This is a genomic window from Comamonas resistens, assembly GCF_030064165.1.
In the GTDB taxonomy this organism is placed as follows: domain Bacteria; phylum Pseudomonadota; class Gammaproteobacteria; order Burkholderiales; family Burkholderiaceae_C; genus Comamonas; species Comamonas resistens.
In genome coordinates this window covers 1318481-1336944 of sequence record NZ_CP125947.1, presented here as the reverse complement: position 1 = coordinate 1336944, position 18464 = coordinate 1318481, and the positions used below count along the sequence as shown (strand labels likewise).

Genomic DNA, 18464 nt, shown 5'->3' with positions numbered 1-18464 from the left:
CTCCTTGAGCATCCTTGTTTGCGTAAGTCCTACAGGCTCTAACCACGCGGATGATGCTCGGCGTGCAAGGCCTTGAGGCGCTCGCGCGCCACATGGGTGTAGATGGTGGTGGTGGAGATATCGGCATGGCCCAGCAGCATCTGCACCACCCGCAGATCCGCCCCATGGTTGAGCAAATGCGTGGCAAAGGCGTGGCGCAGGGTGTGCGGTGACAAGGGTGCGTGAATGCCCGCCAGCTGCGCATATTTCTTGACGATGATCCAGAACATCACCCGGCTCATGCCCGCGCCGCGCTGGGTCACGAACACCTCGTCGCTGTGCTGCCCACCCAGGATGGCAGAGCGTGCCTGCAGCAGATAGCGTTCCAGCCAATGCTGCGCCTCCTGGCCAAACGGCACCAGCCGCTCCTTGCGCCCCTTGCCCGTCACCCGCAAAACACCGGCACGCAGGTCCACTTCATGCATGCGCACGCCGACCAGCTCGCTCACGCGCAGGCCGCTGGCATACATCAGCTCCAGCATGGCGCGGTCGCGCAGACCCAGCGGCACATCCACATCGGGCGCCTGCAACAAATCCTCGACCTGCTGCTGCGTCAACACCTTGGGCATGCGCGGCGCCTGCTTGGCGGCCAGCATGCGCACCGTGGGGTCTGCTGCCACCCGCTTTTCACGCAGCGCCCAATGAAAATAGCGCCGCAGCACCGTCAGGCGACGGTTCGATGAAGTGGCCTTGGTATCCTCGACACGCACGGCGAAATAGTCCTGCAGATCAGCCTCCTGGGCTGCATCCAGGGCCTTGGCAGGCTCCAGCTTTGCCAGCCAGCGCGAGACGGCCACCAGATCGCGCCGGTAGGCAGCCAGCGTATTGCGCGACAGCCCGTCTTCCAGCAGCAGGGCATCGATGAACAGGTCCATGGCATCCTGACTCGCAGGCAAAGGCTGCGGCCAATCCTCGGGAATCTGGGGCTTGCGTGTTTTTTTCCGGACTTCAGACATGGCCTCAAGCGTACACGCTGGCGCTGCTACCATGGACCGCGCCCACTCCTTCGCCCGCCATGCTTTCGACTCTTGCCATTGCCAACTACCGCAGCCTGCGCCGCCTGATCCTGCCGCTGGGCCGCCTGACGGTGGTGACCGGCCCCAACGGCAGCGGCAAAAGCAGCGTCTACAAATCATTGCGGCTGCTCGGCGATATTGCCTATGGCGGCGCCGTGCAATCGCTAGTGCGCGAAGGCGGTCTGCCTTCCACGCTCTGGGCCGGCCCCGAGGAAATCAGCCCGGCCATGCGCCGTGGCGAACAGCCCGTGCAAGGCACGGTACGCCAGAAGACCGAGCGGCTGGAGCTGGGCTTTGCCAGCCATGGCGCAGACGGCCTGAGCTATGCCAGCGCACTGGGCCGCCCCGCGCCATCGAGCGTGCCCAAGCCCTTTATGCAAGACCCGGAAATCAAGGCCGAGGCCGTCTGGGCCGGCCCCATACGCCGCCCCTCCAGCCTGCTGGTGGAGCGCAAGGGCCCGGCCATCCGGCTGCGCACGGACAGCGGCTGGCAGACGCTGGAGCGCCCCGTTGCGTGCTGGGCCAGCATGATGACCGAGCTGGTAGACCCTCGAGGTGCACCCGAGATCATCAGCTTGCGCGAGGAAATCCGGGCCTGGCGCTTCTACGACCATTTCCGCACCGATGCCGACGCCCCGGCGCGCCAGCCTCAACTGGGTTGCTACACGCCCGTGCTCAGCGGCGATGGCCATGACATGGCGGCGGCCTTGCTCACCATCCAGCAAATCGGCGACGACGAGGCCTTGCAGCAAGCCGTGGCCGACGCCTTCTCCGGCGCCAGTCTGGCCATCGCCAGCGAAGGCGGGCGGCTGATGCTGCAGATGCACCAGCCGGGTCTGCTGCGCCCCTTGAGCGCAGCCGAGCTGTCCGACGGCACGCTGCGCTATCTGCTGCTGATTGCAGCCCTGCTCAGCCCACGCCCGCCGCAATTGCTGGTACTCAACGAGCCTGAAACCAGCCTGCACCCCGATCTGCTGCCCGCGCTGGGCCGCCTGATTGCGCAGGCTGCGCGCCAGACCCAGCTGATCGTGGTCACGCATGCCAACCGGCTGCTCAATGCGCTCGAAGACGCACAGCACCGGTCTTGGGCCGGGCCAGAAGACGAGAGCCGCCTTCCCGACTGGCAACCCATTCACCTCAATAAAGAGCTGGGTGAAACACGAATCGCCAATCTGAATGCACGCGAGGTTCCGCGCTGGGAGTGGCTGACCGCCTGAAAAAGGTGCCCTGCGGCCCTGTGTCGGGTGCCCCCAAGGGGCCACTTGTTGCTGTGGGGCGGCTCAGCGGCAATAACAAAGCCCGAAGGCCTTTTGGGCTCTTCGGGCTTGTTGCATCAGCGGTATCCGCTTTTATTTCAATAGCAAAACAGTCAGCGGATCAGAGGCTTAGTCCAGCGTCAGCTTCTGCTTGGCCACGACCTGCTTGTAGGTTTCGTACTCGTCCTTGAGTTCCTTGGAGAACTCTGCAGGCGTGTTGCCGACCACCAGCGAACCGGTGTCCTCGATGCGCTTCTTCACTGCCGGGTCCTGCAGCACCTTGCGCACGGCGGCATTGATCTTGTCGACCGTGGCCTTGTCCATGCCCTTGGGGCCCAGAATGCCATAGGAAGCCATGCGGTTGACCTGCTCCAGACCCACTTCCTTGAAGGTAGGCACATCGGGCAGCACCGCTAGGCGCTGAGGGGCAGCCACGGCCACAGCCTTGAGGCGGCCGTCCTTGATGAAAGGCAGAGCCGAGGGCAGGTTGTCCAGAATCATGGGGATCTGGCCGGCAACAGCGTCGTTCAGGGCGGGACCTGCACCGCGATAGGGCACATGGGTCATCTGGATGCCGGTCAGCGACTTGTACAGCTCCATCAGCATGTGCTGGATGCCGCCGGTACCCGAGGAGCCATAGGAATACTTGCCGGGATGGCCCTTGAGCTCGGCCTCGAATGCCTTGTAATTGGCGCTACCCGCGAACTTCGGGTTCACGGCGATCACATTGGGCGTGGCCGCAATATTGATGATGGGCGTGAAGTCCGTCAGCGGGTTGTAGGGGGTCTTGGGGTTGATAGCCGGGTTGGTGGCCATGGTCGAGAGCGTGGAAATGCCCAGGTTGTAGCCATCGGGCTTCTGGCGCGAGGTTTCCAGCGCACCGATCACGCCGCCGCCGCCGCCCTTGTTGTCCACGATCACGGGCTGGCCCAGTTCCTTGCCCAGGGGATCAGCGATCACGCGGGCAATGATGTCGGTCGTGCCGCCTGCGGCAAAGGGCACCAGCAATTTGATGGGTTTGGTGGGGTAATTGGCCTGGGCCATCACACCCGTCGAAAAACCTACGGTTGCCAGAGCCATGGTCAGGCCCACGCACATACGACGATTCATGAAGGGGTCTCCTTATGAGTTCTATAAAAGAACTTTTGATACTAAGTGGCACAAAAAACCCGAGTCTTCGGTTTTTCACCCGAATCCACCAGTGTTTACCCTAGGTTCAAACCAATACCTTGAACCATCGCAACAGGGCCGGCGAACCAGCGGCTTTCTGCAGATAAGTACTACTACATAGATGCAGCGCCCAGAGCGAAGCAGCACCGGTCCAGGCCCTATGCTTGCTGCCCGTGAACTATCTCGAACTGCTTTTCCCCGATTTCGCGCTCATCGTGCTGGGCTATGTGCTGTGCCGCTTCACGCCCATCAACCGCAGCATCTGGCAAGCGGTGGAGCAGCTCGTGTACTACCTGCTGTTTCCGGTGCTGCTGTTTCACTCCATCACGCGCAACCCCATCCAATGGGGCGAAGCCAGCCAGTTACTGGGCGCCGGCGTCCTGGGCGGTCTGCTAGGTGTTTTGCTGACCTACAGCCTGCCCCATTTGCCGCTGCTGGGCCGCCGCATCGATGCCCGCAGCTATGCCGGAGCCGCACAGGTGGCTTTTCGCTTCAACTCCTTCATCGCCCTGGCCCTGGTCTCGCGCCTGGCTGGGCCGGACGGATTGCTCTATGTCTCGGTGCTGATCGGTGTGTCGGTCCCCATGGTCAATGTGGCGGCGGTCTGGCCCATGGCGCGCGGCAGCGAGCAGCATTTCCTCAGCCACCTGCTGCGCAACCCGCTGATCATCAGCACGGTCTGCGCCCTGCTTTTCAATGCCGCTGGCCTGAAGATTCCCGCGCTGCTGGAAGCCCCTGTGGCGCGCCTGGGTGCGGCCTCGATTGCGCTGGGGCTGATGGCGGCAGGCGCCGGCCTCAAGCTCGGTGCCCTGGCCAGCAACAAGCTGCTGGCTGGCGAGTTGCTGCTGATAAGACATGCCATCCAGCCGCTGATTGCGTTTGCCATGATTCGACTGTTCCAGCTCAACCAGCCGCAGGCAATTGCGCTGATGGCTTTTTCCAGCCTGCCCACGGCCTCGTCCTGCTATGTGCTGGCCGTGCGCATGGGCTACGAAGGCTCGTTTGTGGCCAGCCTGATCTCGCTGTCCACCATGCTGGGGGCCGTCAGCCTGCCTTTCGGGCTGTGGCTGATCGGTATCTGATCAATGATTTGATAGCTGCCAGCGCTTACCTATAAAGCGTTACAGGCCAGTTCAACACCTATTCAAGCACGCTGCGTCAGCGCCCAGGCCACATGTTCGGCCACCAGGGGATCCGGGTGGTCTGCCCGGCTTTGCAGCGCGGCCTTGAGTTCAGGCTGGCCGGTCTCGCGCCAGGCATTGCCCAGGGCCACGGCCACATTACGCAGCCAGCGCACATGACCTATGCGCCGGATCGGGCTGCCTTCGGTCACGCGCAAGAACGTGGCCTCGTCCCAGGCGAAGAAATGCACCAGCTGCGTACCCGCCAGTCCGGCACGGGCATCGAAGTCCGGCAACTGGCTGGGCTGGGCAAACTTGTTCCAGGGGCAGGCCAGCTGACAGTCATCGCAGCCATAGATGCGATTGGCCAGCAGCGGCCGCATCTCTTCGGGAATGCTGCCCGCATGCTCTATGGTCAGATAGGAAATGCAGCGGCGTGCATCGACCTTGTGTGGCGCAACAATCGCGCCCGTGGGGCAGACGTCTATGCAGGACGAGCAGTTGCCGCAATGGGCGGTGACAGGTTCTGTCGTCTCCAGCGCAAAGTCCACATAGATTTCGCCCAGAAAGAACATCGACCCGGCATCGCGGCTCAGCACCAGCGTGTGCTTGCCGCGCCAGCCCTGGCCGCTGCGGCTGGCCAGCTCGGCCTCCAGCACGGGAGCCGAGTCGGTGAATGCGCGGTGGCCAAAAGGGCCGATTTCCTGGGCAATGCGCTCGGCCAGCTTCTGCAGGCGGTTGCGCAGCACCTTGTGATAGTCCCGGCCCCGCGCATAGATGGAGACAATGCCCTCTTCGGGCCGCTGCAGTCTCTCCCATTCCACGGCCTGCCAGCCCGGCGGCGTATCGCGCGGTAAATAATCCATGCGCGCGGTAATCACGCTCACCGTGCCGGGAACTAATTCCGCGGGACGGGCTCGTTTCAAACCATGGGCCTGCATGTAATGCATCTCGCCATGAAACCCCTGCGCCAACCACTGCAGCAGACCAGGTTCTGCCGAGGACAAATCCACACCTGCCACGCCGATTTGGGAAAATCCCAGCTCGCGAGCCCAGGCTTGCATCAAAGGAATCAATTGACTGCTGCTCAACATACCCCCCGAATTGTAGGAAGCGAGCCCCCTCAAGCGCTGGCGCAGCGACAGATAGTCTGGCTGGGCGAACAAGATACCGAACGCTTTGCCCAGCAACTGGCGGCCCTGCCCCAGCTGCGCAACGCTTATGTCACGCTGCACGGCGACCTGGGTGCAGGCAAGACCACGCTGGTGCGCCACTGGCTGCGCGCCCTGGGCGTGCAAGGCCGCATCAAGAGCCCGACCTATGCCGTGGTGGAGCCGCACGAGGCTGGCGACCTGTCCATCTGGCACTTTGACTTCTACCGCTTCGACGATCCGCGCGAATGGGAAGATGCGGGTTTTCGTGACATTTTTGCCAGCGCCGGTCTCAAGCTGGCAGAATGGCCCGAAAAGGCTGCAGCGGTGACACCTGTTGCGGATATAGCTATCCATATTGAAGCAATTGACGATGTGCAGCGGCAGGTGACCCTCAAGGCTGGTACCCCCGCAGGATGCACGGTGCTTGAAGCATTGACGGCATGAGCAAAACAAATTCCAACCAGGTTTCTTCGGGTCTGTCCCGACCGGGTCTGTCTCGACCAGGCCTGTCCCGCCGCGGCCTGCTGCAGGCAGGCGGCGTGGTCCTGCTGCTGGGTCGCCAGCATATTGCACAGGGTGCGAGCATCGTGGCCGTGCGCGTCTGGCCCGCCCCCGACTATTCACGCGTCACGCTGGAATCCGATATCCCGCTGACCGCCAAGCCCATCTTCGTGCCCACGCCCCCCCGTCTGGCCGTGGACGTGGAAGGGCTGGATCTGAACCCCGCCCTCAAGGAACTGGTGGCCAAGGTTAGACCCGACGACCCCAATATCTCCAGCATCCGCGTCGGCCAGTTCGCGCCCGGCGTGGTGCGCCTGGTCATCGACCTCAAGCAGGAAGCCCGCCCCCAGGTCTTCACGCTGGCCCCCATTGCGCCCTACAAGCACCGCCTGGTGCTGGACCTGTATCCGGCCAAGGCCGTGGACCCGCTGGAGGCGCTGATCAGCGAGCGCCTGCGTGATGCCGGCACGGGCACCACCAAGGCCCAGACGCCCTCCGCAGGTGGCAATGTCATCACCACACCGCCGCCCGCCGTCGCAGCCGCACCTGCTGACCCACTGGGCGATCTGATCGCCCAGCGCTCCACGCCGCCCTCTCCCGCGCCCGTGGCGCCGCCGGTGGCGATTGCTCAGGCCCCAGCCCCCACACCGGCCCCGGTGCCGCCGCCTGCGCCTCGTCCTGCGCCAGCGCCCGTACCGGCTCCGGCTCCAGCACCACGCACCGCCCCCAATATCGCCACCTCACGCAGCACCGACCGCATCATCATCGTGGCCCTGGACCCCGGCCACGGCGGTGAAGACCCCGGCGCCACCGGCCCCAGCGGCCTGCGCGAAAAAGATGTGGTGCTGAAAATCGGCCATCTGCTGCGCGAGCGCATCAATGATTCGCGCATCGGCGGCAGCCCCATGCGTGCCTTCATGACGCGCGACGCCGACTTCTTCGTGCCGCTGGCCACGCGGGTGGACAAAGCCCGCCGCGTGCAGGCCGATCTGTTCATCAGCATCCATGCCGATGCCTTCACCACACCGGCGGCACGCGGCGCCAGCGTGTTTGCGCTGAGCGAGCGCGGCGCATCGAGCACGGCCGCACGCTGGCTGGCCAACAAGGAAAACCAGGCTGACCTGGTGGGCGGCCTCAACGTGGGCGGGCTGCAGGACCAGCATGTGCAGCGCATGCTGCTGGATATGAGCACCACGGCCCAGATCAAGGACAGCCTCAAGCTCGGCACTTCGCTGCTGGGCGAGATCGGCGGCATGGCCAAGCTGCACAAGGCCCGGGTCGAGCAGGCGGGCTTTGCCGTGCTCAAGGCCCCCGACATTCCCAGCGTACTGGTGGAAACGGCCTTCATCAGCAACCCCGAGGAAGAGGCCAAGCTGCGCAGCGCCGCCTATCAGGCACAGCTGGCCGATGCCCTGATGACCGGCATTCGCAAATACTTTGCCCACAACCCGCCCCTGGCACGCAGCCGCTCCGTCTGAAGGCCGCCCGGACGTAAAAAAGCCCGCTGCCGCGGGCTTTTTTTGTTCACGATGCTCACCGCATGGGCCTGCCGGCCCTCCTGCCTGTTTTGACAGGGGCTTGGCTGCATGTCCTACTGACAGGAAACGGCAAAAGGTTCAACATGGAGCCATGTTCCTGAAGGCCGTTTTCCGGCGGCCGCTATTCGGAGGTCCCCATGAAACTTCGCACTCTCGCACTGAGCGCAGCCACTGCCCTGACCCTCATCATGACCGGCTGCTCGACCAACCCCACCAGCGCCCAGGTAGGTACCGGCGTAGGCGCCGTGGCTGGCGGCGTGGTCGGCAATGCCGTGTTCGGTGGCACGCTGGGCACCGTAGGTGGCGCGGCCGCCGGTGCACTGATCGGCAATGAAGTGGGCAAGCGCCACTAAGCAGAGCACCACCGCCATCACCGGCCACAAAAAAGCCCCGATTCATCGGGGCTTTTTCATTGCCGAGGAGCCAAATCCGCTCCCAACCCTTGACTGGAAAGCGCCAGGCGCTATCAAGAACCGATCATGCGGCCTTTGCCTTGTCGGCACGGCCGGCACGCCAGGCACCGAAAATGGCAATCAGGCCCGGCACCAGAATCAGGCCCCAGATGATTTTTTCCAGATTGCTCTTGACCCATTCCAGATTGCCGAAGAAGTAACCCGCAGCGCTGATGCCAAGCACCCACAGAATGGCCCCCACCACATTGAACATGCTGAACTTGGCCCGGCTCATGTGCGCAACGCCCGCCACAAACGGGGCAAAGGTGCGGATGAACGGCATGAAGCGCGCGAGGATGATGGTCACGCCGCCATAGCGCTCATAGAAGTTGTGCGCCTGGTCGAAGGCCTTGCGGTTGAACCAGCGCGAGTCTTCCCACTGAAACACCTTGGGACCCAGATAACGGCCTATCGTGTAATTGCTCTGGTCGCCCAGAATCGCGGCGGCCAGCAGCACCACAACCGCCAGCGGATAGCTCATATAGCCTGCACCGCACAAGGCGCCGACGATGAACATCAGCGAGTCACCGGGCAGGAAAGGCATGACCACGACGCCGGTTTCCACAAACACGATGATGAACAACAAGGCATACACCCAGGGCCCGTAGGCCACGACAAACGCTTCCAGGTGCTTGTCGATGTGCAGGATGAAGTCGATCAGAAACTGGATGATTTCCAAAACACGGTCCTCAATAGGACTTACGCAAACAAGTCGGGCCGCCGCGGCGGATGCACCAAGGACTGCGGCCTTGAAGCAAAGCTCCTGCCTGAGTCTGATTTGCGTAAGTCGTCCTTAAAAATGGATGGCATACCAGCGTATGCCGCTGCGTAATGTACTGCGCCCAGCAAAGCCCGCAGACACACCAGACCTCAATACCCTGCCATGTTTTTGAGAGCACATTCACAGTTGCTTGCGAGCTGCAACATGCGCAGCCGTCCATGCGCTGTTTGTTACAAGTTTTGATAAAACTAAACGTCAACAATACGTCAGCTTGGCATTTAAGCTGGCACAGTAGAGACGTGTCACTGCAAGCCGTGCCTTGCAGCTGAAGACATCAGGGCTATGTCCCGCAAGTCCAGCGTTTCTCACCACCCTGTCTCAAGAGAGACCTGACCACTCCCATAACTAGCACGACGAGAGGAATACGAGCATGAAAAATATCACTATGCGCTATGGCAAGGCCTTGACTCTGGCTGCTGCACTGACCGGTGCCCTGGCTTTGGGTGGATGCGCTCACGGACCCAGCAATCGACAACTGGGCATCGGCGCCGGCGCCGTAGCCGGCGGTGCCGTGGGCAATGTGCTGTTCGGCGGCCCCGTGGGCACCATCGGCGGCGCTGCTGCCGGTGCACTGATCGGCAACGAAATGACCCGAGGCGGCCACCGTCACTAAAGCCTGACAAACAGACTGTCCCCAAAGAGCTGCCAGAGCTATGCCTGGCAGCTCTTTTTGCTGCTCTTCTCTCTTGCGCAAAAGCTCACTTGCCGGGCGGTTTGCGCACCCGCCTAGAATATTTGGCGTGAACGCATCCAGCCCAGACCTCTCCTCCGCCCCCACCGAAACCATCGCCCAGGCCGTCCCTGAACGTCGGCCGATTCGCGATCTGCCCGACGAGCTGATCAGCCAGATCGCCGCCGGCGAGGTGGTCGAGCGTCCCGCTTCCGTCGTGCGCGAGCTGGTGGACAACGCGCTGGACTCCGGTGCCCGCCAGATCAATGTGCGCCTGCTGGCAGGTGGCGTGCGCCTGATCGCGGTGGAAGACGACGGCTGCGGCATCCCTCAGGCCGAGTTGCCCGTGGCGCTGCGCCGCCATGCGACCAGCAAGATCTCCGATCTGCACGATCTGGAAACCGTGGCCACCATGGGCTTTCGCGGCGAGGCGCTGGCCGCCATTGCCTCGGTGTCCGAAACCTCCATTTTTTCGCGCCCCGCAGGTCAGGAATCGGCATTCCTGCTCGATGCCCGCAGCGGCGAGCTGCGCCCGGCTGCCCGCAACCAGGGCACGACCGTGGAGGTCAAGGAGCTGTTCTTCTCCACACCCGCGCGCCGCAAATTCCTCAAAACCGATGCCACCGAGCTGGCCCACTGCATAGAGTCCGTGCGCCGCCATGCACTGGCCCGGCCCGATGTGGGCTTTGCCATCTGGCACGAAGGCAAGCTGGTCGAGCAGTGGCGCGCCGCCACGGGCACGCCGGAGCAAGCCATCTCCGGCCGACTGGCCGATGTGCTGGGTGACAACTTCGTCAAGAATTCGCTGACCGTGGATCACTGGGCAGGGCCCGTGCATGTCACGGGCCGCGCCGGCATTCCCGATGCCGCGCGCTCGCGCCCCGACCATCAGTTCTGCTATGTCAACGGTCGCTTTGTGCGTGACAAGGTGCTGACGCACGCCGCCCGCGCGGCCTATGAAGATGTGCTGCACGGCAACAAACAGCCTATCTATGCGCTGTATATCGAGATCGATCCCGCACGCGTGGACGTGAACGTACACCCGACCAAGATCGAGGTGCGCTTTCGCGACAGCCGCGAAGTTCACCAGGCCGTGCGCCACGCCATCGACAACGCCCTGGCCGCGCCACGCGCCGCCGCCGTGGTCGAGGCCGCCGCGCAGCAAGCCGCCCTGGATGCAGCCCGCCAGCCCGGCCTGATCGACGACACGGCCGCGACCGCCTTCAAGCCTGCTGCAGCGCCCGCCTGGCCGCAAACCCGCATGAGTTTTGGCGAAGAGCGCGCGGGCACACCTGTCAGCGATCTGGCCAAGCTCTGGGCGCCCATGCGTGAAGCCGCGCCTGCCCCCCTGGGTGCCACACCCCAATCCGCACCGCCGGCATCACCGGCTCAAGCGCCCATGGCGGCAGCTGCAACAGAACCCACGGCAGCGCCTGCGCCAGACGCAGCCCCAGCGGACGGCGAAGCCTCGGGCATCAAGCTGCGTCCTTCGGGCCAGTCCAGCTACTTTCAGGCAAAACCGGCTACAGCGGTGGTACAGGAAGCGTCAGCAGCTATCAACCTTGCAGCACCCATCTCTGCACCAGCTCCTGTCGCATCCACTGCTGCTGCCGCAGCGACGAGCACGCCCGCCGCTGCCGACAATCCCCCCGTCTGGCCCCTGGGCCGGGCCGTGGCACAGATCCACGGCGTCTATATCCTGGCCGAGAACAGCCAGGGCATGGTCATCGTGGACATGCATGCCGCACACGAGCGCATCGTCTACGAGCAGCTCAAGAACGCCGTCAACGGTGACGAACAGATTCCCAGCCAGCCGCTGCTGATTCCGGCCACGTTTGCCGCCACGCCCGAAGAGGTGGCCACGGCCGAAGCCCATGCAGACACGCTGCAGACGCTGGGCATGGAGGTTTCGCCCTTCTCGCCCAAGACCCTGGCCGTGCGTGCCGTGCCTGCCACACTGGCCCAGGGTGATGCCGTGGAGCTCGCGCGCAGCGTGCTGGCCGAGCTGGCCCAGCACGACGCCAGCACCGTGGTGCAGCGTGCGCGCAACGAGATTCTGGCGACCATGGCCTGCCATGGCGCGGTGCGCGCCAACCGCAAGCTCACCATCGACGAGATGAATGCGCTGCTGCGCCAGATGGAGGTGACCGAGCGCTCCGACCAGTGCAATCACGGCCGCCCCACCTGGCGCCAGCTCAGCATGAAGGAGCTGGATGCGCTGTTTCTGCGCGGGCGCTGATTTAGCCGCTACATTGAGGGCATCGACCACCGCGGCGGACAGCGCAGACCCCAGAATCTGTCGTCCGTCGTTCCGCTGCCATGACACCTACAGAGATCCAGTCGTCCTTTATCGCCCGCGTGCGTGCCGCTCTGCCGCAGTTGCCGCCCACAGAGCGCCGTCTTGGCGAATTTCTGCTGGACTTTCCTGGCAATCTCTCCAGTTACGCTGCCGCTGAAATCGCACAGCTGACGGGCGTTTCCAACGCCACGGTCACCCGCTTCATCCGGCGTCTGGGCTATGACAGCTATGACGAGGCGCGCCGCCACGCCAGAACCCAGGGCGACAACGGATCTCCGCTTTTCCTGGCCGCCGCGACGGCGCAGGGTACGCCCACCGCCGAGGTGATGAGCACCCATCTGCGCCAGGCCACGGACAATCTGGCCGTGACCATGGGCCAGATCTCGGCCGCCCAGCTCGACACCATTGCCAAGGCCTTGATCGGCGCACGCCAGCTGATGTTTGTCGGCTACCGCCAGAACCGCAACTTTGCCGCCTATCTGCGCTGGCAGTTGCTGCAGGCCTTGCACATGCCCAGCCAGGTCATTCCCGGCCCCGGCGAAACACTGGGCGAATACGCCGCCCAGCTGGGCCAGGGCGATGTGGTCGTGGTGTTTGCCCTGCGCCGCAGCGTGCGCCTGGTGGCCGAGTTTGCCCGCCTGGCCCGCCAGCAAGGCGCCAGGCTGCTGTGCATCACCGACCATGCCAGTCCCGCGCCCGAGGCCGACTGGCTGCTGCGCGTGCAGACTTCGGCCCCCGGCCCGCTGGACAACCATGCCGCGCTGTTCATGCTCTGCCATCTGATTGCCACATCCACGCTGCAGCAATGCGGCCAGCCCGGACGCAGGCATATGGCGGCCATTGAGACCAGCCACGATGAACTCGATGAACTGTTATGAATGAAGAAGCTGGCTACGCCTGATACTCATGGAGTTTTGACTGATTTCATCATCAAATCCATGAATATCAAGCGCTACACGCTCTGAATTTCATAGCATTGATTGCAGATCGCGCAACTACTGCGGCACCGCCTCGGACAGGCTCGCCAGCGCCGCCTGCATGGCAGCCACCACGGGCGAGAGCACCGGCTGCGCAAAGCGCGGCGCCAGCCACAGCGCCGCTTCGGACAAAGGCCCGCCGCCAATCACCACGGCCTGGGCGCCATCTTGCTCTATGCACTGCGCCACCGCGAGGGCCAGCCGTTCACATTGCAAGGCCGGGTCGGCGGCCAGCGCCAATGGCTCACCGGGGGCAATGCGCGTGCCGGTGAACTGCGGCATCAGGCCCAATGCATTGACCGATGCAGCAATCGATGCCTCCAGACCCGGCGTGGTCGTGGCAATGCCAAAGCGGCGCGGCCCCTGGTCTGCGGCCGTGGCGGCGGCGCGCATGGCTGCCTCGCCAATACCGCAGGCGGCCACGCCCGGCGGCAGAGCGGCGCGCAGCGCGTCCAGCCCCGGGTTGCCAAAAGCCGCCACGATGATGGCCCGCGCAGGCGCAGCGCCCGCAGAGTGGGCAAATTCCAGGCCCAGCCTCAGCACCTCCTGCTCGGCCAGCCTCAGGCCGGCCTCGTCGGTAATCATGGCGTCGCCCCGCTGCGCCGTGGCCGTCAGCAGCAGCATTCCGGCAGGCAGGCAGGCCCTGGCCTGCCTGGCCATCAGCTCCGTGGTTTGCCGCGACGTATTGGGATTGATCAGCAGAATCTGCGCCATCTCGGCCTTGCTTGCCTTCATGCGGTGCGCTCCTGGCCCAGAGGTGATGCGGCGGCAGACTCTGCTTCGCTGCAGGGCTCCACGCCGCCCGCGCCTTCTTCGATGGAACGGCCAAATGTCTCTGGCGCAAACTGCACGGCCACTGCAAAAATGAAATACATGGCCGCGATCATGCCGAACATTCCGGCCACGCCGTGCAGATCGAACATCTTGCCTGCCAGCACCTGGGACATGGCTCCGCCTATCGTTCCCAGCGCCAGCAGGAACGAGGTACCCAGCGCCCGGATGCGGGTCGGGTACAGCTCGGGGGCAAAAATCCAGATCGAGGTGTTGAGCGTCAGCACACAGAACTGGAACAGTGCACCGCAAACCAGGATCATGGCCACGCTGTGAGTGAGATTGCCAAATGCCAGCCCCGCCACACAGGCGGCCAGCGCCCCTGCGGTCAACACCTTTTTGCGCGGGAAGTAGTAGCCCATGGTCGATGCCGCAATCGCCCCCAGCAAGCTGCCCAGCTGCATGACGATGGTGAAGCCGAAGCTCTTGGAGATCGAGTACCCCTGGGCCACCAGAATGGTGGGCATCAGCGTCAGCACCGACAGCTGCGCGCCAAACGTCATCCATGAGGCCACCCCCACGGCCAGCGTGCGCCGCGCATAGCCGCCGCGAAAAATATCGGTGAATGAGGTGCGCGGGCCTGAGGCCACCTGGTCGGCCTGAGCGGCGGACTGCGCTGCAGCATCCTGCGCGATGAACTCCCGCACCTCGAACCGGGCATTGGCCAGCTTGCCGGCGGCCAGCATGCTCAGCACGCGATTGGCCTCCTGTACCCGCCCCTGGGACAGCAGAAAGCGCGGTGTCTCCGGCACATAACGGCGGTAGAAGACGATGAAAACGGCCGGCATGACCAGGCAGCCGAACAGCCAGCGCCAGGAATCATCGCCGGGGAACAGCGTGAACACGCCCAATGCGAAAGCCGGCGCCAGCATATTACCCAGGCCGCCACCGCCCACATTGATCAGGCCCACGGCCGTGCCGCGAAAGCGGGCCGAGCAGAACTCCGCCAGCATGGTCACCGCCGTGGTGATCTCTCCGCCCAGGCCAAAGCCCACAATGGCGCGCGCCACGGCCAGAAATGCGTAATTGGGCGCCAGCGCACAGGCGATTGCCCCCAATGTGAACAGACCCAGGTTCACGTTGAGCATGAAGCGCCGTCCCATGCGGTCGGCCAGGTAGCCGGACAACAAGCGCCCCATGGCGGCGGCAAAAAAAGTGATGGTGTTGAGGAAGGCGATGTCGGTGGCATCCAGCCCCCACTGCTGGCGCAGCAAGGGGCCGGCCAGGCCGACCGCGTTTTGCTCGAACACATCGAAGAGCACGCCGCACACCACCAGAAAGATGATGCTTTTGTGCGAACGCGTCACGCCCATGTTGTTGAGCGCGTTTTCCAGTTGCTGCATCTGGGCGGCACTGGCCTTGCCGGATGCACTGGGGCGGATGGGGATTTCTGCGGCCATGACGGTCTCCTCAGCTTGAGCAGCGGCTGCTCTTTCCAGAAAATGCAATTTACTTTTCACATTAAATTAAATGAAAAACAAATTTCATATCGAGGTTAGCCCTGATGAAACCGGAAACAGCTTTGCCCTTCAGGTGCTGAAAACGCAATTTCCGACGGGGGCAATGGACCCACCCCATGCCAGGCACCAGTCTGGTGCTATCACAAATAGCGCTCACTCGGGTTATTGGCCATGGTCATCGCGGCCTGCCAGAGCCCATTTCAGGCCTGTGCAGCGGCTTTTTGCGGCATTGCGCATGTGCGAACCGCACAGCCAATGCACCATTTAAGTGCTTGATCCATCAGAAAAAACATCGATTACATGCACCAACACAAAACAGTTGAACATCAGAAACACGTCTGCATGCACCGAATCCATGCATGAAGGCATAACTTTTTGGCATAATCTTGCTTGCGCGATTTTTCAGCGTCCCTCCTTGTCTAGTCAGAAAGCTCTCTATGAAGTACGAGTCCGTAGGCCAATTCCTGGAAGAAGTGGCACAACGCAACCCCGGTCAGCCCGAATTCCTGCAAGCCGTCACCGAAGTGATGGAAAGCCTGTGGCCCTTCATTGAGAGCAACCCCAAGTACGCCGAGCACGCTCTGCTGGAGCGCCTGGTCGAGCCCGAGCGCATCATCCAGTTCCGCGTGAGCTGGACCGACGACAAGGGCCAGGTGCAAGTGAACCGCGGCTTCCGTATCCAGCACAGCATGGCCATCGGCCCCTTCAAGGGCGGTATCCGCTTTCACCCCTCGGTCAACCAGTCCGTGCTGAAGTTCCTGGCTTTCGAGCAGACCTTCAAGAACGCACTGACGACTCTGCCCATGGGCGGCGGCAAGGGCGGCTCCGACTTCGACCCCAAGGGCAAGAGCCCTGCCGAAGTCATGCGCTTCTGCCAGGCTTTCGTGAGCGAGCTGTTCCGCCACGTCGGTCCCGACACCGATGTGCCGGCTGGCGACATCGGCGTGGGCGGCCGTGAAGTGGGCTATATGGCTGGCATGTACAAGAAGCTGTCGAACACCGCTTCCTCGGTGTTCACCGGCAAGGGCCTGTCCTTCGGCGGCTCGCTGATCCGCCCCGAAGCCACAGGCTACGGCACCGTGTACTTCGCCCGCGAAATGCTGGCCACACGCGGCCAGTCGTTCGAAGGCAAGACCGTGTCCGTGTCCGGTTCGGGCAACGTGGCGCAGTACGCCGTGGAAAAGGCCATGGAACTGGGCGCCAAGGTGGTGACCGTGTCCGACTCCTCGGGCACTGTCTACGACGCAGCCGGCTTCACCCCTGAAAAGCTGGCCATCCTGATGGACGTGAAGAACCACAAGTACGGCCGCGTCAGCGACTACGCCAAGCTGGTTCCCGGCGTGGAATTCCTGGCCGGCAAGTGCCCATGGTCCATCAAGGTGGACGTGGCCCTGCCTTGCGCCACACAGAACGAACTGACCGAAGCCGATGCCAAGGCCCTGATCGCCAACGGCGTGCTGTGCGTGGCTGAAGGCGCCAACATGCCCTCCACCAACGAAGCCGCCCGTGCCTTCGAAGCCGCTGGCGTGCTGTACGCTCCCGGCAAGGCATCCAACGCCGGTGGCGTGGCTACGTCCGGTCTGGAAATGTCGCAAAATGCGGCCCGCCTGTCCTGGCCTGCCGAAGAAGTGGACGCCCGTCTGCTGCAGATCATGCAAGGCATCCACGCAGCCTGCGTGAAGTACGGCAAGCGCGAAGACGGCACCGTGAGCTACATCGACGGCGCCAACATCGCCGGCTTTGTGAAGGTGGCCGACGCCATGCTGGCACAAGGCGTGATCTAAGCGTCAAACGCTTCATCACTCTCAGAAAAGGCCCTTCGGGGCCTTTTTTCATGTCTGCGGCGAGTGGGTGAAAGTGGAGTTCCACCTGAAACTGCCGTTTGCCCCAATCCTGCCATGTAGCAGCACATGCTGGAGAATCCCACTCCATGACTCATCCACAACCAGCCGGTTCAAATCCGCCCACAGCATCGAGCCCTGATGAGCCAACGGGCCATGGCGGGTTTCTTGAAGTGCTTCTGGCCTTTCTGAAGCTGGGCTTGACTTCCTTCGGCGGGCCGGTGGCTCATCTGGGGTACTTTCGCACCGAGTTTGTAGAGCGCCGAAAGTGGCTGGATGACAAGAGTTATTCGGATCTGGTCGCACTTTGCCAATTTTTGCCAGGCCCTGCCAGCAGCCAGGTCGGCATGGTTCTGGGGCTTGGGCGTTCCGGCTGGAGCGGCGCCTTGGCTGCGTGGATCGGGTTCACACTGCCTTCGGCAATTGCGCTGATTCTTTTTGCCATCGGCATGTCGCATTGGGCAGGCGTTGCCCAGTCTGGCGCCATACATGGGCTGAAAGTCGTGGCCGTGGCGGTCGTTGCGCAGGCGGTTTGGGGAATGGCCAGATCTCTTTGCCCCGACAGGCCACGTGCCGCAGTGGCCATTGTCTCGACCCTGCTGGTGCTGGCCATGCCTTCAGCAGTCGGCCAGATAGCCGCCATCGCCTTTGGCGGTGCAGTTGGGCGGTGGGCGCTGGCCTTCAAGCCGCTGCCTGCGGCGCAGCATCGCGAATACGGCGTGAGCAAGAAAACAGGGGCTGTTCTGCTGGGCATCTTTGCTGTCCTGCTTGCCCTGTTACCAGTCCTGGTGGCAGCGGTACACCTTCCTGCACTGAAGATTTTCAGCGATTTCTATCAGGCAGGAGCCTTGGTTTTCGGCGGTGGTCACGTGGTGCTGCCCCTGTTGCAGACAAGCGTAGTCCCCGGCGAGATGTCGAATGAGGCGTTCCTGGCTGGCTATGGCGCAGCTCAGGCGGTGCCCGGGCCTTTGTTCACCTTCGCAGCCTACCTGGGCGCTGCCATGCCCAGCCCTTTGGGGGGCTGGGTCGGCGGGATGATCTTGCTGGTGGCAGTTTTTCTTCCCGCCTTCCTGCTGGTCATGGGGGCCTTGCCATACTGGGAGTCCTTGCGCCAACGCGTTGGAGTGCAAAAAGCCATGGCCGGGGTGAATGCTGCGGTAGTTGGCCTGCTGGGTGCAGCCCTCTATGACCCGGTGTGGACCAGCTCCATCCACTCCAAGGCAGATTTCGGACTGGCGCTTGCCGCGTTCGGACTGCTGGTATACGCAAGACTGTCACCCGCGCTGGTCGTGATGCTTGCAGCACTGGCTGGATGGCTTTTCGCCCTCTGACACCAGATCTCTCCAGGGCAATTTCAG

Annotated in this window: 16 protein-coding genes; 10 read left to right on the top strand and 6 right to left on the bottom strand. The window is 63.2% G+C overall.

Features of this window, described 5'->3' with window-relative positions; genetic code table 11:
- Window positions 1–38: 38 nt before the first annotated feature.
- Window positions 39–995 (bottom strand): site-specific tyrosine recombinase XerD, encoded by a 957-nt coding sequence (gene xerD / locus QMY55_RS06065; RefSeq protein ID WP_283487772.1) that lies wholly within the window; start codon window positions 993–995, stop codon window positions 39–41.
- A gap of 59 nt (window positions 996–1054) precedes the next feature.
- On the opposite strand from xerD, the gene QMY55_RS06060 reads away from it, so the two are divergent.
- The gene (locus QMY55_RS06060; RefSeq protein ID WP_283487771.1) at window positions 1055–2272 is read left to right on the top strand and encodes an AAA family ATPase; all 1218 of its coding nucleotides are present in this window, start codon (window positions 1055–1057) and stop codon (window positions 2270–2272) included.
- A gap of 168 nt (window positions 2273–2440) precedes the next feature.
- Here the strand turns inward: QMY55_RS06060 and QMY55_RS06055 are convergent, their stop codons facing one another.
- Complete coding sequence (locus tag QMY55_RS06055) at window positions 2441–3421, bottom strand: tripartite tricarboxylate transporter substrate binding protein BugE (RefSeq protein ID WP_283487770.1); 981 nt, start codon at window positions 3419–3421, stop codon at window positions 2441–2443.
- A 233-nt stretch (window positions 3422–3654) separates the two neighbouring features.
- On the opposite strand from QMY55_RS06055, the gene QMY55_RS06050 reads away from it, so the two are divergent.
- Window positions 3655–4563 (top strand): AEC family transporter, encoded by a 909-nt coding sequence (locus QMY55_RS06050; protein ID WP_328517799.1) that lies wholly within the window; start codon window positions 3655–3657, stop codon window positions 4561–4563.
- 62 nt (window positions 4564–4625) lie between these two features.
- Here QMY55_RS06050 and queG read toward each other — a convergent pair whose 3' ends face one another.
- Window positions 4626–5666 carry a tRNA epoxyqueuosine(34) reductase QueG gene (gene queG / locus QMY55_RS06045; RefSeq protein ID WP_283487768.1) on the bottom strand — a complete coding sequence of 347 codons (1041 nt, stop codon included), beginning with the start codon at window positions 5664–5666 and terminating at the stop codon, window positions 4626–4628.
- A gap of 12 nt (window positions 5667–5678) precedes the next feature.
- Between queG and tsaE the strand changes: the two genes are divergently transcribed.
- The 3 genes from tsaE (at window position 5679) to QMY55_RS06030 (ending at window position 8148) form a co-directional block, all read left to right on the top strand.
- Entirely contained in the window at window positions 5679–6200 is a 522-nt protein-coding gene (tsaE, locus tag QMY55_RS06040; protein ID WP_283487767.1) for a tRNA (adenosine(37)-N6)-threonylcarbamoyltransferase complex ATPase subunit type 1 TsaE, read from the top strand.
- Window positions 6197–7735, top strand: a complete 1539-nt coding sequence (locus QMY55_RS06035; RefSeq protein WP_283487766.1) for an N-acetylmuramoyl-L-alanine amidase — start codon at window positions 6197–6199, stop codon at window positions 7733–7735. Before tsaE ends, QMY55_RS06035 begins: the two co-directional genes overlap by 4 nt.
- Window positions 7736–7932: 197 nt before the next feature.
- On the top strand, window positions 7933–8148 hold the full coding sequence (locus tag QMY55_RS06030; protein ID WP_283487765.1) for a glycine zipper 2TM domain-containing protein: 216 nt from the start codon (window positions 7933–7935) through the stop codon (window positions 8146–8148).
- 124 nt (window positions 8149–8272) lie between these two features.
- Here the strand turns inward: QMY55_RS06030 and QMY55_RS06025 are convergent, their stop codons facing one another.
- Complete coding sequence (locus QMY55_RS06025) at window positions 8273–8926, bottom strand: DedA family protein (protein ID WP_283487764.1); 654 nt, start codon at window positions 8924–8926, stop codon at window positions 8273–8275.
- 472 nt (window positions 8927–9398) lie between these two features.
- On the opposite strand from QMY55_RS06025, the gene QMY55_RS06020 reads away from it, so the two are divergent.
- From QMY55_RS06020 to QMY55_RS06010, 3 genes are all read left to right on the top strand, one after another.
- Window positions 9399–9641 (top strand): hypothetical protein, encoded by a 243-nt coding sequence (locus QMY55_RS06020; protein ID WP_283487763.1) that lies wholly within the window; start codon window positions 9399–9401, stop codon window positions 9639–9641.
- A 118-nt stretch (window positions 9642–9759) separates the two neighbouring features.
- On the top strand, window positions 9760–11937 hold the full coding sequence (gene mutL / locus QMY55_RS06015; RefSeq protein ID WP_283488896.1) for a DNA mismatch repair endonuclease MutL: 2178 nt from the start codon (window positions 9760–9762) through the stop codon (window positions 11935–11937).
- 80 nt (window positions 11938–12017) lie between these two features.
- Window positions 12018–12875 carry a MurR/RpiR family transcriptional regulator gene (locus QMY55_RS06010; protein ID WP_283487762.1) on the top strand — a complete coding sequence of 286 codons (858 nt, stop codon included), beginning with the start codon at window positions 12018–12020 and terminating at the stop codon, window positions 12873–12875.
- Window positions 12876–12992: 117 nt separating this feature from the next.
- On the opposite strand, the gene QMY55_RS06005 is transcribed toward QMY55_RS06010, so the two are convergent.
- Window positions 12993–13709 (bottom strand): aspartate/glutamate racemase family protein, encoded by a 717-nt coding sequence (locus QMY55_RS06005; protein WP_283487761.1) that lies wholly within the window; start codon window positions 13707–13709, stop codon window positions 12993–12995.
- On the bottom strand, window positions 13706–15205 hold the full coding sequence (locus QMY55_RS06000) for an MFS transporter (RefSeq protein ID WP_283487760.1): 1500 nt from the start codon (window positions 15203–15205) through the stop codon (window positions 13706–13708). Before QMY55_RS06000 ends, QMY55_RS06005 begins: the two co-directional genes overlap by 4 nt.
- A 497-nt stretch (window positions 15206–15702) precedes the next feature.
- On the opposite strand from QMY55_RS06000, the gene gdhA reads away from it, so the two are divergent.
- Both gdhA and chrA read left to right on the top strand, forming a co-directional pair.
- Window positions 15703–17049: an NADP-specific glutamate dehydrogenase gene (gene gdhA, locus QMY55_RS05995; protein WP_283487759.1), complete on the top strand. Its 1347-nt coding sequence runs from the start codon at window positions 15703–15705 to the stop codon at window positions 17047–17049.
- Window positions 17050–17195: 146 nt separating this feature from the next.
- Window positions 17196–18437, top strand: a complete 1242-nt coding sequence (chrA, locus tag QMY55_RS05990; protein WP_283487758.1) for a chromate efflux transporter — start codon at window positions 17196–17198, stop codon at window positions 18435–18437.
- The last annotated feature ends 27 nt before the right edge of the window (window positions 18438–18464 follow it).